Genomic DNA, 21,632 nt, shown 5'->3' with positions numbered 1-21,632 from the left:
ATTGATATTTTTGGACCCCTGTGAGCACGCACCTCACAGATTTGGACTAAGAAATGATAAGAGCAAACTCCATAAAATTGTCGTTGTCGTATGCTGTAGCCAGTAAGGTGAAGGATTATTCTCAGCTGATGAAGTTTAACCTAACCTTTATGGTGGTGTTTTCCAGTGTAGTGGGTTACTTACTCGTTCCTGGGGTGGAGTTTTCGTTGATAAAAATCGTTGAATTATTTGCCGGTGGTTTATTAGTATCCGGCTCAGCAAATACAATCAATCAGTTACTGGAAGTAGAAACAGACAAGCTGATGGCACGGACGGCTGTAAGGCCCCTGCCCTCCGGCCGTGTTTCTGAAACAGAAGCCAGGATCCTGGCTTTTGCAACAGCTATCTCCGGTGTATTGATCATGGCATGGGCATTCAACTGGCTGAGTGCTGGGTTGAGCCTGTTATCGCTGGTAGTGTATGCATTTATCTATACACCCTGGAAAAGATGGAATTCACTGGCGGTGCTGGTGGGTGCAATCCCGGGAGCGATGCCACTGTTGATAGGCTGGGCAGCAGGAGCGGATGAACTGGGCGCTGGCGGATGGTCTTTATATGCACTTCAATTCGTATGGCAGTTCCCTCACTTCTGGGCGATTGCATGGGTTGGACATAAGGATTATAAAAACGCCGGTTTCAAATTATTACCAAACGGTTCAGAACCAAACAGGATGATCGCTATTCAGGCTGTAATGTATACATTCCTCCTGATTCCACTGGGTGGTCTTCCTTATCTGTTTAGGATCAGCGGTGCCATTTCAGCAGTGATCGTATTTCTGGCTACGCTTTTCTTCCTTTACCGTGCGGTTAACTTGTATAGAAAATGTGATGCTGCAGCAGCACGTAAGCTGATGTTCGGATCTTACATTTATCTTACAATCATGCAGTTGGCATTATTAGCTGACAAAGTGCATAACATTTAATAAGGTTTTAAAGAATAAATAGTGATGCAGGCGATGAGTTTACAACAACGCAAAAAGATACATCCACACAAATATTCCCTATGGATAGCTATGGGGAGTATTACGATGATGTTTATTGGTTTCACCAGTGCGTATGTAGTAAAGCGATCGCAAGCAAACTGGGTCACTTTCGAGCTGCCTATGATCTTTTGGGTGAGCACCGCAGTAATCCTGGCCAGTAGTGTAACTGTTCAGATAGCTGTAAAGCAATTCAGAAACAGACATATGCAGGCATACAAACAGCTGATCACGCTGACCGCTCTGTTAGGAATAGCATTTGCGGTATGTCAGTGGATTGGATTTTCACAGATGGCACATAATGGGCTACCTTTAAATGGTCCGGCATCTGCTTCTTTTATTTATGTGATTGTAGGTGTACACCTGCTGCACGTACTGGGTGGAGTAGTCGTTTTGCTGGTTTTGTTTGGAAGAGCCTTTAGAACCAAAGTATTAAGCTACAGTTCAGTTCCGATTGAAGTAGCCTCTACTTACTGGCACTTTGTAGACATTCTGTGGATTTACCTTTTGATTTTTCTGAGTATCGCCAGATAAACTTTCTAAAAATTAATTTACAAAACAAACAATGGATACAGCAGTTACAGCGAAGAAAAAATGGTGGTCCGGGGGACATTCTCCTTTTAATGTGAGTTACGGAAAGTTGATGATGTGGTACTTCCTGTTGTCAGATGCCTTCACTTTTGGAGCATTGTTGATATCATATGGAACGATCCGCTTCATGAGTACTTCATGGCCTGACCCTAACGAGGTGTTCCGTTCGTTCCCAGGTTTGGGACATGCAAATGTTCCAATGGGATTTGTGAGCTTGATGACATTCATTCTGATCATGAGTTCTGTAACTATGGTATTGGCTGTACATGCCGGTCACCAGCGTCGTCAGCAGGATGTAGCTAAATGGCTCGTCTGGACGATCATCGGTGGTATCGCGTTCCTGAGCTGTCAGGCATGGGAGTGGACACATCTGTGGCACGAAGGTGCATGGTGGGGTCGTAATCCTTTTGCAAATGCTGATGGTACTGCTGGTTCTCCTAACTTTACTAACTTTTTCTTTACCATCACCGGTTTCCACGGTTTGCACGTAACTTCTGGTGTGATATTGAACATCCTTATCCTGGCTAACGTACTGAAAGGTACTTACGAAGACAGAGGTCACTATGAAATGGTTGAAAAAGTAGGTCTGTACTGGCACTTTGTGGATCTGGTTTGGGTATTCGTATTCACCTGTTTCTACCTGCTCTAATCGGAATTGGGAATTTAGTAAATTGGAATTTTAAAAAGAGAACACATGTCAAATACAACATATACAGACGCGGGTCACGATGTTCATGTAGCTGATAGCTCTACCAAGAGCATCTGGAAAACGTTTTGGATTTTATTAGCGATCACAGTTGTTGAAATCGCGCTGGCTTTGATTCACCTGAACACAGGGTTTCCTCCTAAGCTGCTGGTAAACTCTATCTTCATTGGTCTGACCATTGTGAAGGCATTCTTTATCGTAGCTGAGTTCATGCACCTTGGTCATGAGATCAAGAACCTGATCATGACTATCCTCATGCCACTGCTGCTGTTTGTCTGGTTTATCATCGCCTTCCTGGCTGATGGTGATTCATGGAAGAACATGCGTAAGAACCTGGCTCCTGGTACTCCAAAACCAGTTGAGAAAGTACAGGTTATCGAAGGCGGAGAGGGACACCACGAATAATTCATTACTTTTATACTATTACGCTTTACATTGTCCCCAGCGATGCGGATATTGTAAAGCGTAATTTTTTGTTCACAATTAATACCATACGCCATCACACAGAAAGGACTTTTAGGACTAGTACTCGCCGTGCTGTTGCCATTGGTGGGCTACCTGATAGTAGATCACTATCGGGAGGATGCAGTACCACTCCCCCGCCATTATATAGCGGAGCGTGTAGATACTGTGATGAAAGATGGGAAGCAAACGTATGATACGGTGTATCATACGGTAAAGGATTTTACATTTACCAACCAGATGGGCCAGCAGGTATCCTTACATGACCTGCCAAACAAAATGGTGCTGGTAAATTTCTTTTTTACTTCCTGTCCCAGCATTTGCCCAAAGATGATGGCAAATCTGGAAAAGCTACAAAAAGCGTATATCAAGAGTGATACCTTACTGCAACTGCTGTCGCTGACAGTAGATCCGGAAAGAGATTCATCTGAGACTTTGCGCCAATATGGTTTAAAACGCAATATTAATCCTGATAACTGGTGGTTACTAACCGGTAGTAAGAAGGATATTTATGATCTGGCCCGACACGAGTTTTTTGTAAGCGTGACAGAGGGAGATGGCGGACCGGATGATTTTATCCATACAGAGAAACTGATCTTACTGGACAAGGACCGCCAGATCAGGGGGTATTATGATGGAACAGACAGCAATGTAATTCGTCAGGTCGCAAATGATATCGCTGTATTGCACCTGGAGAAGGCAAAGCATCGTCCTCCTTTCCTGCAAAGGATTCTGAATCCAGGTACTGAATAAGAAAATTAAGAAAATGAAAAGTAAGCATAAAAGTGAAATGTGTAGACGCTAAGGTGTAGCGTTGCCGTTTCACTTTTTGCTTTAAATATCCTGATATGAGTCTTACAAACAAAAATCTGAACCTGCCTATTACGATTGTATCCATAGCGATACCGGTAGTCGTGGCGCTCCTGATGTATTTGCCGCGCCAGCATATGGAAGCGGGGTTTAATGTTTCAGTATTGCCGTTGTTTCATGCGGCACTGAATTCAGCTACAGCAGTGTTGTTGTTGGCGAGTCTGTATTTTATCAAGATGAAGCAGATTAAAGCACACAAGGTGGCGAACCTGGTTGCGGTGGCGCTGTCAGCTATTTTCCTGGTATCGTATGTAACGTATCACTTCTTTGTGAAGTCTACTATGTATGGTGATGTAGATCATAACTATATTGTAACAGAAGCAGAGAAAGCAGCGGCAGGCGGATTGAGGTATGTGTATTTCTTTATCCTGATTACGCATATTATCCTGGCTGGTATTATAGTTCCGCTGGTATTGTTTACCTTGCTGCGTGGGTTTCAGAATGACTTTGAGAAGCATAAGAAGATTGCGAGAATTACATGGCCGATCTGGTTTTATGTAGCGGTAACCGGTGTGATTGTGTATGTAATGATCGCGCCATATTATTGATGATATCAGGACGGGAATTAATTCTTATAAAATGAAAATCCCTCTATTATAATTAAATTCGTAGTATGAAAAAGATTGGACAAATAGCATCAATACTCCTTGCCCTGAGCACACAAACCATGGCACAGTGTTCTCTTTGTACCAAGACGGCACAGCAACTGGGAGAAGGACCTGCGAAAGGATTGAATGCGGGTATCCTGATGCTGGCAGTAACGCCACTTATCATCATTGCATTTCTGGGCTTCCGTTATTACAGGAATAACAGACAACAGGCTTAAACTATTACAAATCATAATAAGCAAAGGGCTGATCAGCAATGATCAGCCCTTTGTAGTTAAAGATTTTACCTGCAACCTTCCAGTTCGTAAATATGATAGCCTTGCTGCTGGATATTCTTTTCCCATGAAGGAACAGTTTCCTGCATATGGCAGAACCTGCAATCACGGGACGAAATAACTGGCGAAGTCAATGAGCGGGATTTGAGGTAAGCATTACCAAATGTGAGAACGCTTTCGTAATTAGTGTCAACGGAGACGATTATGTCAAAATGCATATAGCCTCCTTCACGGCGTTTCACATAGGTGTCGAAAATAGCAACTTCCATGGATATGTGGTTAATTATCAATTTATCAATAACAGTAATCTAGGTTGACACAAATGTATGGCGGGGGGTATACGGCATGAAATTTTTAACATGCTATTGACGAACGATTACTCACGAAAATGAAGTAGTGATTGTCAGGTTAATAATTTTATTATTAGATTGTAATAAATGAGGAATTAAATTGATTTTACAGATATACTCTTTTCTGTTAACGAATCATTAACATAACCGGAAGTTAAGAATATGAAAAGCATTGGGCTAGCTGTATTGTTTGCTGTACTCGCCGCATTGGTGTTTGAAGGACTCGCACGGCTGATTAACTTCATCACCTGGGTCTGCTTTTTAGGAGCATTCAAAACGGATATACCTGATATTACTGATTCCGGATTAGGTGGGTGGATCATCCTTATTCCAATAGCAGGTGCTTTGGCTGGTGCCCTGATTGCAAAGTCCGGAAAGAAAAAGCTGGTTCCTTTTAGTGCCCTGTTGATGACCGGCACAGGTTTTCCGTTTGGAGTGGAAGGTACTTTTGTAAGTGGGTTATTTGTATTGGGTGAAAGGAAGTTGCTCAAAGCAGCGGCACTTGCAGGTGCATTGGCATATATGATGCACGCACCGCTGGCAGCGACAGTATTGATCTTTGAACTGGGTTTTATAGCGTTTACCTTATTGAATGTCGTTGCCATATTATTGTCGGCTGCAACAGGTGCATTGTGCTGTTTTTTGTTTTATGGCTGGGGAGCTGTTTTTCCTATACATGAATCAGGCGGTAATACGATTTCAGGATTAACTGTATACTTTATTACGGGTATAGTCGTATCGCTATTTGGCATCTCACTAACAGGGTTGATAAAGATGATGGGAAAGATCACTTACAAACGGGAATGGTTGCCGGTCATTGCTGCTGTGATCATTGGTTATTTGGGTTGGCTACGACCTGAAGGATTGGGTACGGGAAATAACTTTTTAGAAGTGCTGTATACCGGTCAGATGAATCTGGAGATCTGCCTGGGATTATCATTGGTGCGTTTTGCAATGCTTGCGTTGGCTGCTGGTTCAGGCGCACCTGGCCATGCGTTGATGATTACACCTTTGGTGTTAATAGGTGGTGCACTGGGAACGGGCTGTATATTGCTGTTTGCGATGTTATTTGGTGTGCATGATACGACATTCGGAGTGGCTGCCATGGTGGGTATCGCAGCAATGCTCACGGGAAGACTCCCCATCATACTGGCAGCAATTATACTATCCATAGAAATGACACATCAATGGATGGTCATTCTACCTGTTATAGTAGCTGTAATACCTGCTTTTATACTCCGTAAACTGATTGTAAGAAACGGTACAAATTAAAATCTCCTTTTTCAAGTCCTGCTTTTATTTGCTGAAACAAGTCCTGCCTGTTAAAGGTACGCATACGTTGGCGTTGTATGAGTTGCCAGGCTTTCTCTGTAAGTAATTGTGCGTGTTTTTCCGGATGCTGGGTCAGTTGTTGTTGATGATGGTCGATGGCGGCTATCAATGCAGTTAAGCCTTCGTTGGTAGTAGCGACTGTTTTTAAAACGGCTGTTTCCTGAACACGGCTATGAGCCAGTATGCGCAGGTTTTTTACAAATGCATCTGCATTATCTCTATCCGCTTTATTTACCACGAAGATGTCTGCGATTTCCATCAACCCTGCTTTCATGGTTTGTATTTCATCGCCTGCTTCCGGTACGACCACTACTACCGTGGTGGTAGCAATTCCGGCTATTTCCACTTCACTCTGCCCCACTCCAACTGTTTCTATAAAGAGATAATCAAAACCAGCGGCTTTCATCAGGTCGCTCACTTCAATGATCCTTGGGCTTAATCCTCCCAATGCCCCTCTGCTTGCCATAGAGCGGATAAAAACATGGTCGTTGTTAAAATGCTGGGCCATACGTACCCGATCTCCCAGTAATGCGCCGTAATTAAAGGGAGAACTGGGGTCAACGGCAATGATGCCTACCTTTTTCCCCTGTTTCAGTAGCAGTTCAATTAAGCCATTCACAAGCGTACTTTTGCCAGCGCCGGGAGGGCCGGTAATGCCGATCACCCGGGTATGATTATTGGCAGGAAGGTCTGCCAACAGTCCTTCGTACCCGCTGGCTTCATTTTCCACCAGGGTTATACATCGGGCCAATGCCCTGGGTGAGCCCTGTAATAGGGCTGTCAATAGAGAACGCATCTTCTAAATTACGAATAACGGATTATCTTCGCAGCCAATATAACTATTATATGAAAGTAGCCGGATTCACTTTTGTTCGCAATGCCGTTAAATATGACTATCCTGTATTGGCATCTATCAGGTCGATCCTGCCACTGTGCGATGAGGTGATTGTCAGTGTAGGTGATTCTGACGATGGAACATTGGAACTCATTCAGTCAATCGATTCTCCTAAAATTAAGATTACACATTCTGTATGGGATGATTCGCTGAAAGAAGGTGGACGTATTCTGGCTGTAGAAACAGACAAGGCATTTGCACATGTAAGTCCGGATGCAGACTGGTGTTTTTACATCCAGGCCGATGAGGTGGTGCATGAAAGAGATTATGCGGCAATAAAGGCTGCAATGGAAAAGTATAAAGATGATCCTAAAGTAGAAGGTTTGTTGTTTGAATACATGCACTTCTTTGGCAGCTACGATTATATTGGTGATTCAAGAGTGTGGTATAAGTATGAGATCAGGGTGATTAGAAATGATAAGAAGATTTCTTCTTACCGCGATGCACAGGGTTTCAGAAAAGAAGGAGAGAAATTGCATGTAAAACAGATTGATGCCAACATCTATCATTATGGATGGGTAAAGGATCCGGAAGCACAGGCAAGGAAGCTGAATAATTCATACCAGTTGTATCATGGTGGGAATAATGAGAAGATGAAGAAGAGGGTGAATATCCAGGAGTTTGATTATGGAGTGGTAGATAGTCTGGAACTATTCAGGGGTACACATCCAGCTGTGATGCAGTCAAGGATTGATGAGAAGGGGTGGAAGTTTGAGCACGATATCAGCAGGAAGAAATTTGGTTTCAAGGATAGTATCCTGTATTGGATAGAAAAAAGAACCGGTAAGCGTTTGTTCGATTACCGGAACTATATAAAGATTTAATACAAGCTTCGATATAATTCAAAATATGCCTTTGCATTAGCATCCCAGCTAAATTGCAGGGCATGTTTTTTTATGGCATCTGCACGATCATTGCCGGCAAAGTGGTCCAGCCCTTTCGCAAAAACATCCTGCATAGCATCGGGTGCAAAATCACGGAAGTAATAAGCGACGGCCCCTCCTACTTCAGGTAAACTCGTTTTGTCAGACAAAAACACCGGTTTGCCAAAGTGCATGGCTTCTACCACAGGTGCGCCAAAACCTTCTGCCAGTGAAGGAAACAGGAATGCCAGACACTGGCTATAATACCAGTATTTCTCTTCATCTGTAATACCTCCTACCAGTTTCAACCTGTTGCTCACACCTAATTCTGCTGCTGCTGCTTCAATCTTTTTGATGTAATCACCCTGTTGTCTGCCGGCTATGATCAGTTCATAATCATTCCCCATCAGCAATGCAGGCAGTACATGAAAATTCTTCTTGGCTGTCAGCATACCGATAGTAAACAGGAAAGGCTTTTGTGGTTTATAAGAAGGAGTATCGAACCCAGGAAACTGTTTTACTTCAGAGCCCTGGTATACGATATGACATTTACTTTCCGGCACTTTGATATGTTCTCTGATCACGCTCAATGTAAACTTTGAGATAGAAACGACTATATCCGTTTCATCTACCTGTTTCTGCAACTGGCGCAGGTGATGCTGTTTCTGCCAGTTCCTGAGCCGTTGATCAAACAGGAAGTTCAGATCATGAATAGTGACCAGTGCTTTTTTTGCCTGCCTTCTGGGCCACACATTCCCTGTCTGGTGCACAGCATGAAATACGTCCATCTTTTCAGTAAAGAAGGCATATCTGTCATACCATTTATAAGGAATGGTTGCAAATCTGCCATTGAATCCAGTGAAAGATTCGGGCATATAATACAGCAGTTGTTCATTCTGCTGCTGCAGGTTCAATAGTCGTTGTCCTAATTGTAAACAGAAGGTATAAAGACCGTTGTGTGGATACTTTAATTTCTCGAAATCCAGACCGATGCGGTGCATAAAAATGAAAGTTGAGTTTAATAAAGGCTGCGATATATACTCAGATAGTTTTTGGCCGTATTATCATAGCTTAGCAGAGCTGCATGTGCCTTTATAGCTTCGGAAGGATTATTTTTCAGGTAATCCTGTATGCCATTCCTGAAAACTTCCTGCATAGTGGTTGGTTCAAAATCGTGAAAATAGTAACTAAGAGGTCCTCCTATTTCAGGCAAACTTGTTTTGTCAGAAAGAAAGCATGGCTTACCCAAGGTCATAGCTTCTATGACGGGAAGACCAAAACCTTCAGCAATAGAAGGGAATAGAAAACCGACACAATAACGAAGATACCAGTATTTATCGGGATAGGATATGGCACCTATTATTTTTACCCTGCTGGCAACACCGTGTGCCTGTGCTGTCATCAGGATATGCTGCTTATAATTGTCATCGAAAATAGGTCCTGCTATGATCAATTCATAATCATTGCCAACCAGTAACGCTGGCAATACATGAAAATTCTTTTTGGCATTGACGCCTCCAATGGTAAAGAGAAATGGTTTAGTAGGATGATAAGCCGGTGCATTAAAGTCAGGATATTCTTCTAAGTGGCATCCATTCAGCACTACACTTGCAGATTTGTCTTTCAAATGCAAGTGTGTTTTCACATCATTCATGACAAATTGAGAAATTGTTACAACATGATCTGCCCGGTTAATGTTTTCCTGGATAGCCTTTAAGGTGCTTTTTATTTGTTTTGGATGGATCTTTTCATGAATGCAGTTTAGGTCATGGATAGTCAATACTTTTTTAGCTCTACCTGTTGATGGCATGTATCTTGACGTCTGAAAAGTGGTATGCCATATAGTTGGCTTAAAGTAGGTCGGCATCCAGTGCTTATGGAGGGAATTCTTTTTGATATAAGTCGCATTCTCTCCAAAGTAACCGGTATACTGTGCCGGAACATAATAGACCATTTCCTCATCTGCCATTTTATTATTATGTAGAGCAAATCCCAGTTGTTTGCAGAATTCAAAGAGTCCTGTATTGGGGTATTTCATTTTCTCACAGTCGAATAATAGTTGTGGCATATAAGTTAAGCTGTTGCGAATAATTTGGGGTTAAAGATATATTCTATAATTTAGAAACCATGACGAATTTCATTCCAATATTTCCGCTTGGTATTGTGGTTTATCCTGAAGAGCAGCTAAACCTGCATATATTTGAGCCGAGATATAAACAGCTTATCCGGGAATGTATAGCCGAGCAGAAAACTTTTGGAATTCCCGCAGTGATTAACAATAAGATAGTAGAGTACGGTACATTGGTAGAGGTAGTTCGAGTGGAAAAGTCTTATGAAAGTGGAGAGCTGGATGTCGTAACAAGGGGAACAAAGGTGTTTCGCGTACTGGAAGTGATCAAATCCATTCCAGACAAGTTATACTCAGGTGCTATAGTCAACTACCCGGAGAATCAATTTAACTCGAACGAGCGCTTACAAAAGCAGGTATTACAGGCTGTAAGAGAGCTACACAACCTGCTACAGGTGAATAAAAGCTTTAAGAAAGAAGACGCTGACCTGCTTTCTTACGATATGGCCCACCATGCGGGATTGTCGCTGCATGAGGAGTACGAATTGCTTCACCTGTTCCAGGAAATGCAGCGGCTGGAATACCTGAAGCGACACCTGCTAAAGGTCGTGCCTGTTATGGCGGAAATGGAACGGTTGAAGGACCGGGTGAATTTGAATGGGCATTTTCGAAACCTGTCGGCAGGTGATATTTAGGAATTGCATAATTTTGCTGCCCGAAGCACATATATGAAGAAAATAATTACGCGTTTAGCGTTCCTGTGGGTCCTGATAGCTGCCGTATCGTGCGAAAACGATATGGAGGCTGTGATGAACCTCGATAAAAAAGCCGCCGCTGTAGAGGAAGGGAAGAATATTAACTCCCTGTACAGTCAGGATGGTCATGTAAAAGCCAATCTGACAGCCCCCACAATGCTGCGCCACCTGGCAGTACCTATCTATGTGGAGTTTAATAACGGACTGAAGGTATTGTTTTACAACGATACCCTGAGCGTAGAGAGTACCCTGACAGCCCGCTATGGCAAATATTTTGAGAATGATGCCAATATCTTTCTGAAAGATCATGTGGTAGTTATCAACAAGAAAGGAGAAAGGCTGGACTGCGAGGAGCTGAACTGGGATTCTAAAAAGCAACAGTTTATTTCCAATACGCCGGTGAGGATCAGTACGGAAACAGATACCCTATATGGTACCGGTCTGATTTCCAACCAGGACTTTACAAACTACACCATCTTGCATCCTACCGGTCCGTTTGTGGTACAGGACACCACCATGCTGGACTAAAGATATTCACTCAACGAGAACGGCCCATCATTGCGTATGCAATGATGGGCCGTTTCGCTTTAACCTATTTTTTAACCTAAAATTTTGTACTTATAAAACGCAAGAACCATGCCATTAAGTATGTGCACGTAGCCATCTATTTTATAATATAATGATACTCTGGCATATGTTCGAATAATCACTAAATCGTGCATTCACCGGCAATATTATAACATTCACTAAATGGCAGGTTTTTCTACAAAACGGTCAGTATATATTTACAATAGGTTTTTCATAGGATATGGTTAAATTATTAGGCGGTAATCTTACCGCCTTTTTTCATTATCTTAATACCTCAATATCAAAACAATATGGAACAGATTACGTGGCAGGATTTTGAAAAGGTAGCCATTCGGGTAGGAACCATTATAGAAGTAGCCGATTTTCCCAAGGCAAAGAATCCCGCTTACCAGTTATTAATTGACTTTGGCCCTGAGGTGGGCATTAAGCGTTCATCTGCCCAGATCACCAAATTATATAGTGAAGAGACGTTGATCGGCAAACAGGTGGTTGCTGTAGTGAATTTTCCAGTGAAGCAGGTGGCTAATTTCTTCTCTGAATGCCTGGTACTCGGTGTAGTGGGTGCAGATAAAGAAGTAGTGTTGTTACAGCCAGACAGGGCGGTCCGGAATGGCCTGCAAGTAGGATGATAATGGTGTATTGATTAGTAATTAAGAATATTTACAATTTAAAAATTAATTAATATTATCTTATTTGATATATATCAGCTGACCTCTTCATTCTTACTGTTTTACGAACTATTTTATAACGTTCACGGAAATAGGAAGATAACTCATTTTTGTAGACTATATCTTTGACTTAGGTTTTTCATAGGATATGGTTAAAATTATTACAAGGGCGGTATTCTTACCGCCCTTCTATATTTTAGGCAGGTACAACCATTAACGGCTCATCTGTTACGTTCCCCCCTCAAAAACTGATTTTCCCCTTCAAAAGCCGGTACGTTTAACTTCCTTTTTATTACGTTCCCAAACAAAAATATAGCATTCACCAGAATGGGTTTTGCCTGTATTCAAAATACGTGCACCTTTGGTATAGGTTTTTCAATAAAGATATGGTTAAAATTTTTCGGGGCTGTAGTCTTGCAGCCCCGTTTCTTTTTTTATAACTCTGCCGGAAACGGCTCTTCCAGTAAATAGCGATAGATAAACCGGTACATCTCCATATCACTATGCTTCATCTTGATACTGGTTCTCCACCCATGACGCTCTCCCGGAACTAACATAAATTCAAAATGCTTATTCATGTCTTCCAGCATATTTATTAACTGGATACTGTTCTGCATATGTACGTTATCGTCCATGGTGCCATGTACGATCCTGATTAATCCCTTATAACGGTCCAGGTAGTGCATAGGCGAAGTGATTTTATAACCTTCAGGGTTCTCGGCAGGGGTATCCATATATCTTTCAGTATAATGGCTATCGTAGAGCTGCCAGTCGGTCACCGAATAGTTCGCCATACCATAGTTGAATACGGAAGCGCCATAGGTCAGCGCCATACAGGTCATATAACCCCCAAAGCTGCCACCTGTGATGCAAACCTTGTTTGTATCTACATACGCCTGGGAACGGAGCCATTTGGTAGCATCCATATAATCCTCGATTTCATAGATACCCGTTTTGCGATGGATGTAGTTCATGCCCATTTTACCCAGCTGGCCAGAGCTACGATTATCAATTACCACCTGGATAATACCTTTTTCGGCCCACCATTGTGCGGTCAGGTTGCCATTCCAGCGATCGTATACGGTGCCTGCATTAGGCCCTCCATAGATACTGATGAGTACAGGATATTTTTTGCCTTCCTGCATATGTAGTGGCATGGTCACCGTCATGGGCAGGGTCAACCCGTCGCGGGTAGTATAAGTCATTAATTTGGGCAGGGCCAGGTTGTAACTGGCTAATTGAGCGCCTTTGCTATCACCCAATTCACGGATTACCCTGCCTTTGTTGTCTACCAGCGCAATGCGGGCAGGTGTATTAAGGTTGGAATAGGTGGTAATGAAGTAGTCGCCATGCGGGCTTACAGTCGTAGCATGGTAGTATTCGCCGAAGGTGAGGCGGGTAATTGCCCCTGTATTCAGGTTTACCTTATAAAGATCTGTGCGGGTAGAAGCTTCTTTTCTTGCTACGAAGTAGAGTTGTTCCTGTTTTACATCCAGGGCCACGGTATAGTTCACCGTCCAGTTGCCGGAAGTCAGTTGCTTTTTGAGAGAGCCATCCATATTGTACCAGTACAGGTGTGACCAGCCTGTTTTATCACTTCTCATAATAAATCCTTTGCCTTTCTCAAGAATAGTCATTCCATCCTTCCAGTCGATCCAGGTTGGCTGTTTTTCATCGTACACTTCCTTTTTAGCGCCGGTGGCCAGGTTGATATCGTAAATCTTCAGGTTATCCTGTCCCCTGTTCATCCATTGCATCCATAGATGGTTGTCGGTTGTCCAGTATGGGGTACCGAAGTATTGATCTGCCTTTTCGTCAAAAGCTGCCCAGGTGGTAGCACCACCAGCTACGGGTACCACGCCTACTTTCACTTCCGGGTTTTTATCACCGGCTTTTGGATAACGGGTATTTTCTGTGAAGCCGTGCTGCCCTTTTTCGCTGTAAATAGGGAATACGGGTACCTGTGAGTCGTCAAAACGCATGTAAGCCAGGTAGCGGCTATTGGGGCTCCACCAGAAAGCACGGTAGCGGGAGGCCCGGCCCAGGATTTCTTCATAATAGATCCAGGAGGCGTAACCATTGTATACTACGTCAGAAGCGTCGCTGGTATAGCGGGTTTCCTTTTTGGTGGCTATTTCTACGCTATATAGGTCATTGTGACGGGTAAACGCTACATATTTCCCATCAGGAGAGATCGTAGGATTCTTTTCTGTGAGCGTATCGTTTGTAAGTTGTGTAGTAGTACCATCAGCAGCTGTGTAGATAATGTCGTGATCCTTTACAGATACGGCAATGCCGGCCTGGGAATAGTCGGTCGCTGCACTGGTCTTTACATCTACTGTGTAAGACTTGCCATTGCGCACTTCGATATAATGTGTGTCATCCGCCCAACCGGTTATGTTGGGTAGTGGCTGGGAAATGCCGGAAGGGGCATTTTTCCAGATCTGTTCGTAGGTAAGGTCTTTTTTATCCTGGGCGCATAGTGGAGCGGATAACAGCCCCAGGGCTGCCATGTAGTGGGTAAAGTGACGTAATTGCATAGATCGGATTTGTTGTAAATTAAAAATCCGGCCATTAAGAGCCGGATTTTTTTGGATATAAGGTTGAAAGAGAAGACTATTGGAGCTTCTCTGGTTTCATTTGTGGGAAGAACAGCACATCCTGGATGGATAGGTTGTTTGTCATGATCATAGTCAAACGGTCGATACCAATACCGATACCGGAGGTTGGCGGCATACCGTATTCCAGGGCACGAAGGAAGTCGTAGTCTATGTACATCGCTTCGTCATCACCTCTTTCCATCAGTTTCACCTGGTCTTCGAAGCGTTGGCGCTGGTCGATAGGATCATTCAGCTCGCTGTAAGCGTTGGCCAGTTCCTTACCGTTTACCATCAGTTCAAAGCGTTCTACCAGACCTGGTTTGCTACGGTGTTTCTTGGTGAGCGGGCTCATTTCCACAGGATAGTCAATGATGAAGGTAGGCTGTACATAGTTGTGTTCAGCTTTTTCACCAAAGATCTCGTCTATCAGTTTACCCTTACCCATGCTAGGTGCAACGCCTATACCGAGTTGTTTGCAGGTATCGCGCAGCTGTGCTTCGTCCATTTCGGAAATGTCGATACCGGTATGTTCTTTAATTGCATCAAACATAGTGACACGGCGGAAAGGTGCTTTGAAGTCGATCACCTTCTCTCCTACCTGTACCTGGGTGGTACCGTGCAGGGCGAGGGCGATTTTTTCCAGCAAGGTTTCTGTGGTACGCATCATCCACTCGTAGTCTTTGTAAGCAGCGTACATTTCCATTACGGTAAATTCCGGGTTGTGGGTGCGGTCCATACCTTCGTTGCGGAAGTCTTTGGCAAACTCGTACACCCCATCGAAACCACCTACGATCAAACGTTTCAGGTACAGCTCATTGGCGATACGCATGTATAATGGAATATCCAGTGCATTGTGATGAGTCTTGAACGGACGTGCAGTGGCGCCACCAGGAATAGGCTGAAGGATCGGTGTTTCTACTTCCAGGTAACCCAGGTCGTTGTAGAAATCACGGATGGTCTGCATGATCTTCGTACGCTTGATAAAGGTATCCTTTACAGACGGGTTGATGATCAGGTCTACGTAGCGCTGGCGATACCTGAATTCAGGATCGGTTACGGCATCGAAGGTTTCACCATCTTTTTCAGCTACGTTTGGTAGTACGCGCAGAGATTTAGCGAGAAAATCCAGTTGGGTAACGTGGATAGACAATTCGCCTGTTTTGGTAACAAAAGCATAGCCTTTAGCACCTAAAATATCCCCCAGATCGATCAGTTTTTTGAATACAGTATCGAACATGGTCTTATCCTCACCAGGGCAGATATCATCGCGGCGAATATACAACTGAATAGTGCCGGTATGGTCCTGGAGGCTTATGAAAGCCGCCTTCCCCATGTCCCGTTTCTTCATGACACGGCCTGCAACGCAAATGTTTTGCAGTTGGTCTTTTGTTTCTTCACTATATACTGCTTTAATATTTGCTGCAGTATTATTAATGGGATATTCCTCCGCTGGATAGGGGTTGATGCCCGCATTTTCCAGTTCCTGCAGTTTTTCCCTGCGTATGATCTCTTGCTCAGATAGTGATGTCATGTAAGTACTGATTACAATAATGGAGTGCAAAAATAACTGTTTTCTCCCCTTTGGCATTAATTTTTCTCTTTATTCCATAGGTTCTACATATTCCACACTAAAAACAGTAATGAGATGAAAACTATTATTGTTCCTACAGACTTTTCAGCAGCAGCATATAATGCCGCCCGCTATGCGTTGGGACTGGCAAGCCAGATGGGGGCTTCCCGGGTTGTTTTGTACCACGCATATGAGCTGGTAGTACCTGTGCCGGATATGCCTTCGGCTATTCCGATGGTAGATCCTGAGGACTTGAAGGCGGCCAGTGAAGAAGGGCTGGAAAAGATGCAAAGAGAGCTGGCGACCGAAATTCCTGCTAATGTAATACTGGATCTGCGGGCAGAAAATCACCTGTTGGCAGCAAATATTAATGGATTTTGCATTGATCAGCAGGCCGATCTGATTATAATGGGTACAGAAGGGGGGAGTCAGTTCGAAGAGATTCTCATTGGTTCCAATTCGGTAGATGTGGCCAGGCATACCGCTTGTCCGGTGATCATTGTACCAGCAGATGCCGTGTACCATCCTATTAAGAAGATCGTATTCGCGTGTGATTTTAAACATATAGGGGAAAATACGCCCATTGGAACCCTGAAGAGTTTGCTCACCATCTTTAATGCAGAGCTGCATGTGTTAAACATCGATCATTCCGGGAAAGGGCTGGCAGGTGAAACTCCTATGGAGAGTTTACTGCTGGATACCCTGTTGGAGGGGCATAATCCAATTTACCATTTTGTAGACAATGAGAATGTGGTGAATGGGATCATGGATTTTTCAGAAAAGGAAGGCGCCGATCTGATCTTTATCATCCCGCGGAAACACGGGCTTTTTGAAGGGATGTTCAGAAGGAGCCGGACTACTCAGCTGGCTTTTCACAGTCATATCCCATTGCTGGCAATACACGAATAGGAAAATACGTTACATTTATAGCCTGTAGCAGCCCCGGATCGCATTGCGATCCGGGGCTGCTGTGCGATGAGCTACCCTTCATCACTAATTGAATTGGTAGATTAAATATTGTTACTAATTTGCATGTAAACCACAACTTCAATCAATATGTACAAGAAACTATGTCTTCTGTTTTTGGCAGGTATTTCTGTAGGGACGGTATCTCAGGCCCAGATACTGAAGAATTTGAGTAAAGCTGTAAGTAGTGCAACCAGCAGTGCAACCGGTACTTCTGGTGTTTCGCAGACAGATGCGGGGAATGCGATCAAGGAGGCATTGTCAAATGGTGTGCAAAAAGGTATTGCTTCTCTGAATAAGACGGATGGTTTCTTTGGCAGTGAAGTGTACAAATTGTTATTACCTCCTGATGCGGTGAAGATTGGTAATACATTGAGAAGTGTAGGTTTGGGTAGCCAGGTAGATAAGGCAATTCTGTCTATCAACCGTGCAGCTGAAAAAGCAGTAGGTTATGCAGCGCCAATCTTTGTTGATGCGATCAAGGAAATGACTATTACAGATGCGCTGAACCTGTTGAAGGGAACAGATAGTTCTGCTACTGTATACTTTAAAGGTAAGACTACAGCAAAGCTGAAGGCTGCGTTTTCGCCTGTAGTGAAAGGTGCGCTGGATAGTACAAGTGCAACTAAGTACTATGGTGATATCGTGACTTCTTACAATAAACTGCCTACTACTTTCAATAAGGTAAATCCGGATCTGCAGGATTATGTAACAGGTATGGCGGTGAATGCGCTGTTTGATCAGATTAAGAATGAAGAGAAGAATATCAGGGCAAATCCTGCAGCAAGAACTTCTGAGTTGCTGAAGAAGGTGTTTGGTAGTGTAACATCTAAATAAACTTAAAAGATCAGGTTCGCCGATGGCACCCCTGATCTTTTAAGTTTGGAAAGCGGTTGGGGCTGATGGCCGCAACCGCTTTTTTATACAGCAAGTAGTATCTGCCACGCTTCCGCTACTTTCCCTTTGTCTAACAGCCGTTGGGCGTATGCATGCAACTCCCGCTCCATCTCATCAGGCGTAATACTATAATACTGGAAAATATTCTTCAGGTGCTCATCCTCAAATGCAGGATCTATCACCGGGTGCTCATGCACATTTGCTAATTGCCCCAAATGATTACCGGTCAGAATGCGACTATTCCGGATATGCAAAGGCAGGGCATCAATCCCAATCCCTAATGCCGTATTCGGCTTTGCCACTTCAAATACCGCATCGCCGGAAGCCCTGCAATAATAGTCTCCTCCCATTCTCGCTACCAGGTCCAGTTTGTGCGGATCAATCCCTCCTTTCTCATTCAGCACTTCATCACTAATATGGATCATGACAGGTTCACAAATCACCAGGTTACCCGCACCACCTTCAGTACCGGTTTCAATAATCTGCCTCACAATACACTCCATCTGCACCGGGCTTTCCTTTACCCTGAAAGGCCGTACTTTTTCAGCAGCAATCGCTGTAAACCCCGCTTTCTCAAATTCACTGATCTCTTTTGGGTATTCACAACTGGCCAAAGAGGTTTGCTGCACCATGGCATAATTCACCATATTGATCACGACTTCCTTTACCTCGTAAAGGTTTTCCAGCGTATGTTTGGTCGTATTGTCCCGGACCCTGCGCGAAGGTGAAAAAATCAACGTAGCAGGATTAGTGCCGAAGATATTGAAGAAGCTAAATGGCGATAAATTAGGTCTTCCTTCTTTATCGACAGTGCTTGCAAAACAGATAGGTCTTGGGGCGATGGCACCCTGTAAATAACCTTGCAGTACGGCGGTGGTTACCTGCCCCGGAATGATCTGCATTTATTTTTTTAGTTTGAGGATCGAAAAATCTGATTCTTCAGCAACGATGGTATTGGTCAGTTTTCCCAGCCCTTCAATTTCCAGTTCTACCACATCACCGGCCTGTAGCCATTGTTCAGGATAATCTGGATTATTGAGTTTGCCGGTACCATTCAGTTCCAGGAAGCAGCCGGTACCTACTGTACCACTACCAATTACATCACCGGGCATGATATTCGCTCCATAAGAGCAGCGCTGTACTATTTCGGCAAAGGTCCAGTCCATATCTGCCATATTGCCTTCGCTTACCTGCACACCATTCACGTGACAGGTCATTTTCAGGTTATAAGCATTGCCGGTATGACCAGGTTTAGGATCTTTGAGCAGGTGTTGCAGTTCATCGGGTGTCACCAGCATAGGACCGATCACGGTGCTGAAATCCTTGCCTTTGCAGGGACCCATGTTCAGTTTCATTTCATCCATTTGAAGGGTACGGGCGCTCATATCATTCATGATCATGTAACCGCCGATGTATTCATCTGCTTCTTCAGCAGGAATGTTGCGGCCTGCTTTACAGATTACGATAGCAGCTTCCAGTTCAAAGTCCAGTTTTTCGAAGTGATCAGGCATGCAATATACATTACCTGGTCCCTGAATAGCATTGTGGTTGGTAAAGTAAAAAACGGGGAACTGATCGAATTCTGCGATCATCTCAACCCTGCGGTTGCGACGTGCAGAAGCAACGTGCTGACGGAATGCGTAACCATCACGGCAGGAATTGGGGAATGGCACAGGGGCCATCAGTGTAACTTTTTCCAGTGGAATGGGACTAGCGATGCCTACGTGTTTGCCTGCTTTTAATTGTGCGTCGGCTTCCTTTGCAATATCGATCACATCTTCCCACATGAGTAGGAACATTTGCATACTGCTGGGGAGATTTGGGTGAAGATCCTGGGTGTTGTAGAGCTGGTTGTCTACTAATATTGCCAGTTGGTCGCTCTCTTCCCGGAGGTAAGTAACAAGTTTCATAAAATAACGTTCTGGTTGTATGATTTGTAAATATAGCTTATACATTTTAATGGGTCATCTGCCCGCAGTGGATTGATAGGTGATTTCAGTGAGAATATCGAAATTTAGAAAGGACAATCTCTCAACAATTGATGATCTTTTGCTGTATACATATTTATCCGTCTACGCTGCTGAGGCAGCAAATCCACATTATGACACGGCAGTTTATTTTGATAGAAATGTTAAGTTTTTCTTCTTTAAGGATAAAAAATTAATGATCAATGTCATATGTGAGAATCTTTAATAATCTCCGATGGGACTAAGTATAGAGATAAAATGTATACTTTTTATCAAATACAGGTAAAAAAAAATATCAATATGAAAAGGACGAAAAATGGCACTTGTGTAATTCATAAATTCATACAGAAAGGGAAGGCAATATCGGCATAATATTAGCGGGTATGAATTTTTGGCGAATGATATAACGGGAAGAATAAAGGGTTTTAAGGCTTTTTAATTTTGCAAAAAAATCTAAAGGGAGTCATGAAGTTTGATAAGATTAAGAACAAAGGACAGGCAAGGCTTTTTGAGAGCAGTTATTTAGAAATGCTCACCAAAACACATCCATTGGTGATTTGGGGCATGTACATCCCAATTATCGGGTATAGCCTTTACTACAGCAACACCTCATTAGGATTTAACATCACTACTGTATTAACGATCTTTTTTGGTGCAATGTTTTTCTGGACATTTTTTGAATACATCATGCACCGCTACTTGTTTCACTTCAGTAGTGAGAATCCTAGAGTAAGACGGTTTATCTATGTGATGCATGGTAATCACCATGAATATCCACGCGACAAGCAACGGTTGTTTATGCCGCCTGTGCCCAGTCTTATACTGGCATCAGCAATATTTGGTGTGCAGTATATTTTCCTGAGACAGTACACTTATATGTTCTTTCCGGGATTTATGTTAGGTTACCTGATTTATGGCAGCATGCACTATGCGATTCATGCATGGAATCCACCGTTTAAATTTATGAAACCATTGTGGCGCAATCATCATCTGCATCACTATAAGGCAGAAGAGAAAGGGTTTGGTGTAAGTTCTTCTTTGTGGGATTGGGTATTCAAAACATCATTTGAATTAGAAAAGGAGAAAGAAGATAAAGCGAAAGTACGTGAACTGATGTTTGATAAATAGGTTACCATCTTTCTTCTTCATCGTCATCGCTGGCCGGCCTGGTAAAGGTTTTGCGGGAGATAATTTTTTGCTGCTGACGCTCTATGAGCAAGGCAGCAATTTTATGATAGACCTCTCCGGTTGTATCATCAGCCAGTACCTGTCTTATTTTATTTTCTGCGACATCGATTTTATACAACAATAGTACGAACTGCTGAAAGTCTTGATTGATCATTGTTTCAAGCTTTGCAGCGAGGAGTGTTATTAACTGTTCGTAGGTGATGTGATCAGGAATTGCGAGGGAAGTATCTGCGGCAAGTTGTAATGTTGTTTCAGGTAAAAGCTGCATTTTATCCGTATTAATTTATTCATTTTAATCTTTAAAAAAATTGCTGCTGCCAATGGCAGCAGCAATTTTTTTAAAGATTAGCAGCACCATTTTGCTTCAGCAAAATAGTGCTGCTAATTGCTTTAA

At 43.2% G+C, this 21,632-nt stretch carries 24 protein-coding genes; 15 read left to right on the top strand and 9 right to left on the bottom strand.

The features are described from left to right. Positions 1-53 precede the first annotated feature (53 nt). From cyoE to SIO70_RS03995, 7 genes are all read left to right on the top strand, one after another. Positions 54-962 carry a heme o synthase gene (cyoE, locus tag SIO70_RS04025; protein ID WP_320579659.1) on the top strand — a complete coding sequence of 303 codons (909 nt, stop codon included), beginning with the start codon at positions 54-56 and terminating at the stop codon, positions 960-962. 33 nt (positions 963-995) lie between these two features. Then, positions 996-1,553 carry a heme-copper oxidase subunit III gene (locus SIO70_RS04020; protein ID WP_320579658.1) on the top strand — a complete coding sequence of 186 codons (558 nt, stop codon included), beginning with the start codon at positions 996-998 and terminating at the stop codon, positions 1,551-1,553. A gap of 31 nt (positions 1,554-1,584) precedes the next feature. Further along, positions 1,585-2,259 carry a cytochrome c oxidase subunit 3 gene (locus SIO70_RS04015; RefSeq protein WP_083722950.1) on the top strand — a complete coding sequence of 225 codons (675 nt, stop codon included), beginning with the start codon at positions 1,585-1,587 and terminating at the stop codon, positions 2,257-2,259. Between the two features lie 45 nt (positions 2,260-2,304). Further along, the gene (locus tag SIO70_RS04010) at positions 2,305-2,721 is read left to right on the top strand and encodes a cytochrome C oxidase subunit IV family protein (protein WP_320579657.1); all 417 of its coding nucleotides are present in this window, start codon (positions 2,305-2,307) and stop codon (positions 2,719-2,721) included. A 129-nt stretch (positions 2,722-2,850) separates the two neighbouring features. After that, positions 2,851-3,531 carry an SCO family protein gene (locus tag SIO70_RS04005; RefSeq protein ID WP_083722952.1) on the top strand — a complete coding sequence of 227 codons (681 nt, stop codon included), beginning with the start codon at positions 2,851-2,853 and terminating at the stop codon, positions 3,529-3,531. Positions 3,532-3,626: 95 nt separating this feature from the next. After that, complete coding sequence (locus tag SIO70_RS04000) at positions 3,627-4,196, top strand: DUF420 domain-containing protein (RefSeq protein WP_320579655.1); 570 nt, start codon at positions 3,627-3,629, stop codon at positions 4,194-4,196. Between the two features lie 65 nt (positions 4,197-4,261). After that, positions 4,262-4,474, top strand: a complete 213-nt coding sequence (locus SIO70_RS03995) for a hypothetical protein (RefSeq protein ID WP_320579654.1) — start codon at positions 4,262-4,264, stop codon at positions 4,472-4,474. A gap of 65 nt (positions 4,475-4,539) precedes the next feature. On the opposite strand, the gene SIO70_RS03990 is transcribed toward SIO70_RS03995, so the two are convergent. Beyond that, the gene (locus SIO70_RS03990; protein WP_320579653.1) at positions 4,540-4,800 is read right to left on the bottom strand and encodes a DUF2024 family protein; all 261 of its coding nucleotides are present in this window, start codon (positions 4,798-4,800) and stop codon (positions 4,540-4,542) included. A 243-nt stretch (positions 4,801-5,043) separates the two neighbouring features. Between SIO70_RS03990 and SIO70_RS03985 the strand changes: the two genes are divergently transcribed. Further along, positions 5,044-6,153, top strand: a complete 1,110-nt coding sequence (locus tag SIO70_RS03985) for a chloride channel protein (protein ID WP_320579652.1) — start codon at positions 5,044-5,046, stop codon at positions 6,151-6,153. On the opposite strand, the gene meaB is transcribed toward SIO70_RS03985, so the two are convergent. Next, on the bottom strand, positions 6,113-7,009 hold the full coding sequence (meaB, locus tag SIO70_RS03980) for a methylmalonyl Co-A mutase-associated GTPase MeaB (RefSeq protein ID WP_320579650.1): 897 nt from the start codon (positions 7,007-7,009) through the stop codon (positions 6,113-6,115). The two genes, SIO70_RS03985 and meaB, sit on opposite strands and share 41 nt — an antisense overlap. Before the next feature lie 50 nt (positions 7,010-7,059). Here meaB and SIO70_RS03975 point away from each other — a divergent pair, with 50 nt between their 5' ends. Beyond that, positions 7,060-7,932 carry a glycosyltransferase family 2 protein gene (locus SIO70_RS03975; protein ID WP_320579649.1) on the top strand — a complete coding sequence of 291 codons (873 nt, stop codon included), beginning with the start codon at positions 7,060-7,062 and terminating at the stop codon, positions 7,930-7,932. Here the strand turns inward: SIO70_RS03975 and SIO70_RS03970 are convergent. Then, the gene (locus SIO70_RS03970; RefSeq protein WP_320579647.1) at positions 7,929-8,972 is read right to left on the bottom strand and encodes a glycosyltransferase family 1 protein; all 1,044 of its coding nucleotides are present in this window, start codon (positions 8,970-8,972) and stop codon (positions 7,929-7,931) included. The genes SIO70_RS03975 and SIO70_RS03970 overlap by 4 nt on opposite strands. Positions 8,973-8,989: 17 nt before the next feature. After that, complete coding sequence (locus tag SIO70_RS03965) at positions 8,990-10,039, bottom strand: glycosyltransferase family 1 protein (protein ID WP_320579645.1); 1,050 nt, start codon at positions 10,037-10,039, stop codon at positions 8,990-8,992. A gap of 59 nt (positions 10,040-10,098) precedes the next feature. Between SIO70_RS03965 and SIO70_RS03960 the strand changes: the two genes are divergently transcribed. The 3 genes from SIO70_RS03960 (at position 10,099) to SIO70_RS03950 (ending at position 12,011) form a co-directional block, all read left to right on the top strand. Next, positions 10,099-10,734, top strand: coding sequence for an LON peptidase substrate-binding domain-containing protein (locus tag SIO70_RS03960; protein WP_320579643.1), 636 nt, complete (start codon positions 10,099-10,101; stop codon positions 10,732-10,734). A 33-nt stretch (positions 10,735-10,767) separates the two neighbouring features. Further along, on the top strand, positions 10,768-11,322 hold the full coding sequence (gene lptC, locus SIO70_RS03955; protein ID WP_320579641.1) for an LPS export ABC transporter periplasmic protein LptC: 555 nt from the start codon (positions 10,768-10,770) through the stop codon (positions 11,320-11,322). A 350-nt stretch (positions 11,323-11,672) separates the two neighbouring features. After that, complete coding sequence (locus tag SIO70_RS03950; RefSeq protein ID WP_320579639.1) at positions 11,673-12,011, top strand: tRNA-binding protein; 339 nt, start codon at positions 11,673-11,675, stop codon at positions 12,009-12,011. Between the two features lie 473 nt (positions 12,012-12,484). Here SIO70_RS03950 and SIO70_RS03945 read toward each other — a convergent pair whose 3' ends face one another. Together SIO70_RS03945 and lysS are read right to left on the bottom strand one after the other, a co-directional pair. Then, a complete protein-coding gene (locus SIO70_RS03945; RefSeq protein WP_320579638.1) occupies positions 12,485-14,590 on the bottom strand; it encodes a S9 family peptidase in 2,106 nt (701 codons plus the stop codon). 76 nt (positions 14,591-14,666) lie between these two features. Further along, positions 14,667-16,181 (bottom strand): lysine--tRNA ligase, encoded by a 1,515-nt coding sequence (gene lysS, locus SIO70_RS03940; RefSeq protein WP_320579636.1) that lies wholly within the window; start codon positions 16,179-16,181, stop codon positions 14,667-14,669. A gap of 114 nt (positions 16,182-16,295) precedes the next feature. On the opposite strand from lysS, the gene SIO70_RS03935 reads away from it, so the two are divergent. Together SIO70_RS03935 and SIO70_RS03930 are read left to right on the top strand one after the other, a co-directional pair. Next, positions 16,296-17,129 (top strand): universal stress protein, encoded by an 834-nt coding sequence (locus SIO70_RS03935; RefSeq protein ID WP_320579634.1) that lies wholly within the window; start codon positions 16,296-16,298, stop codon positions 17,127-17,129. Positions 17,130-17,276: 147 nt separating this feature from the next. Continuing rightward, entirely contained in the window at positions 17,277-18,023 is a 747-nt protein-coding gene (locus SIO70_RS03930) for a DUF4197 domain-containing protein (protein WP_320579633.1), read from the top strand. 83 nt (positions 18,024-18,106) lie between these two features. On the opposite strand, the gene SIO70_RS03925 is transcribed toward SIO70_RS03930, so the two are convergent. Further along, positions 18,107-18,985, bottom strand: a complete 879-nt coding sequence (locus SIO70_RS03925; RefSeq protein WP_320579632.1) for a flavin reductase family protein — start codon at positions 18,983-18,985, stop codon at positions 18,107-18,109. Further along, the gene (locus SIO70_RS03920) at positions 18,986-19,993 is read right to left on the bottom strand and encodes a fumarylacetoacetate hydrolase family protein (RefSeq protein ID WP_320579630.1); all 1,008 of its coding nucleotides are present in this window, start codon (positions 19,991-19,993) and stop codon (positions 18,986-18,988) included. A 522-nt stretch (positions 19,994-20,515) separates the two neighbouring features. Between SIO70_RS03920 and SIO70_RS03915 the strand changes: the two genes are divergently transcribed. Next, a complete protein-coding gene (locus SIO70_RS03915) occupies positions 20,516-21,178 on the top strand; it encodes a sterol desaturase family protein (RefSeq protein WP_320579629.1) in 663 nt (220 codons plus the stop codon). A gap of 1 nt (position 21,179) precedes the next feature. Here the strand turns inward: SIO70_RS03915 and SIO70_RS03910 are convergent, their stop codons facing one another. Next, positions 21,180-21,506 carry a hypothetical protein gene (locus tag SIO70_RS03910; protein WP_320579627.1) on the bottom strand — a complete coding sequence of 109 codons (327 nt, stop codon included), beginning with the start codon at positions 21,504-21,506 and terminating at the stop codon, positions 21,180-21,182. Between the last annotated feature and the right edge of the window lie 126 nt (positions 21,507-21,632).

The sequence above is a fragment of the Chitinophaga sancti genome, assembly GCF_034087045.1.
GTDB lineage: Bacteria > Bacteroidota > Bacteroidia > Chitinophagales > Chitinophagaceae > Chitinophaga > Chitinophaga sancti_B.
This window is presented reverse-complemented; position numbering and strand designations above follow the sequence as displayed.

Excerpts from the sequence above, each read along its gene's own strand:
- cyoE (WP_320579659.1), top strand. The coding sequence starts at position 54 with ATGATAAGAGCAAACTCCATAAAATTGTCGTTGTCGTATGCTGTAGCC.
- SIO70_RS04020 (WP_320579658.1), top strand. The coding sequence starts at position 996 with ATGAGTTTACAACAACGCAAAAAGATACATCCACACAAATATTCCCTA.
- SIO70_RS04015 (WP_083722950.1), top strand. The coding sequence starts at position 1,585 with ATGGATACAGCAGTTACAGCGAAGAAAAAATGGTGGTCCGGGGGACAT.
- SIO70_RS04010 (WP_320579657.1), top strand. The coding sequence starts at position 2,305 with ATGTCAAATACAACATATACAGACGCGGGTCACGATGTTCATGTAGCT.
- SIO70_RS04000 (WP_320579655.1), top strand. The coding sequence starts at position 3,627 with ATGAGTCTTACAAACAAAAATCTGAACCTGCCTATTACGATTGTATCC.
- SIO70_RS03995 (WP_320579654.1), top strand. The coding sequence starts at position 4,262 with ATGAAAAAGATTGGACAAATAGCATCAATACTCCTTGCCCTGAGCACA.
- SIO70_RS03990 (WP_320579653.1), bottom strand. The coding sequence starts at position 4,800 with ATGGAAGTTGCTATTTTCGACACCTATGTGAAACGCCGTGAAGGAGGC.
- SIO70_RS03985 (WP_320579652.1), top strand. The coding sequence starts at position 5,044 with ATGAAAAGCATTGGGCTAGCTGTATTGTTTGCTGTACTCGCCGCATTG.
- meaB (WP_320579650.1), bottom strand. The coding sequence starts at position 7,009 with ATGCGTTCTCTATTGACAGCCCTATTACAGGGCTCACCCAGGGCATTG.
- SIO70_RS03975 (WP_320579649.1), top strand. The coding sequence starts at position 7,060 with ATGAAAGTAGCCGGATTCACTTTTGTTCGCAATGCCGTTAAATATGAC.
- SIO70_RS03970 (WP_320579647.1), bottom strand. The coding sequence starts at position 8,972 with ATGCACCGCATCGGTCTGGATTTCGAGAAATTAAAGTATCCACACAAC.
- SIO70_RS03965 (WP_320579645.1), bottom strand. The coding sequence starts at position 10,039 with ATGCCACAACTATTATTCGACTGTGAGAAAATGAAATACCCCAATACA.
- SIO70_RS03960 (WP_320579643.1), top strand. The coding sequence starts at position 10,099 with ATGACGAATTTCATTCCAATATTTCCGCTTGGTATTGTGGTTTATCCT.
- lptC (WP_320579641.1), top strand. The coding sequence starts at position 10,768 with ATGAAGAAAATAATTACGCGTTTAGCGTTCCTGTGGGTCCTGATAGCT.
- SIO70_RS03950 (WP_320579639.1), top strand. The coding sequence starts at position 11,673 with ATGGAACAGATTACGTGGCAGGATTTTGAAAAGGTAGCCATTCGGGTA.
- SIO70_RS03945 (WP_320579638.1), bottom strand. The coding sequence starts at position 14,590 with ATGCAATTACGTCACTTTACCCACTACATGGCAGCCCTGGGGCTGTTA.
- lysS (WP_320579636.1), bottom strand. The coding sequence starts at position 16,181 with ATGACATCACTATCTGAGCAAGAGATCATACGCAGGGAAAAACTGCAG.
- SIO70_RS03935 (WP_320579634.1), top strand. The coding sequence starts at position 16,296 with ATGAAAACTATTATTGTTCCTACAGACTTTTCAGCAGCAGCATATAAT.
- SIO70_RS03930 (WP_320579633.1), top strand. The coding sequence starts at position 17,277 with ATGTACAAGAAACTATGTCTTCTGTTTTTGGCAGGTATTTCTGTAGGG.
- SIO70_RS03925 (WP_320579632.1), bottom strand. The coding sequence starts at position 18,985 with ATGCAGATCATTCCGGGGCAGGTAACCACCGCCGTACTGCAAGGTTAT.
- SIO70_RS03920 (WP_320579630.1), bottom strand. The coding sequence starts at position 19,993 with ATGAAACTTGTTACTTACCTCCGGGAAGAGAGCGACCAACTGGCAATA.
- SIO70_RS03915 (WP_320579629.1), top strand. The coding sequence starts at position 20,516 with ATGAAGTTTGATAAGATTAAGAACAAAGGACAGGCAAGGCTTTTTGAG.
- SIO70_RS03910 (WP_320579627.1), bottom strand. The coding sequence starts at position 21,506 with ATGCAGCTTTTACCTGAAACAACATTACAACTTGCCGCAGATACTTCC.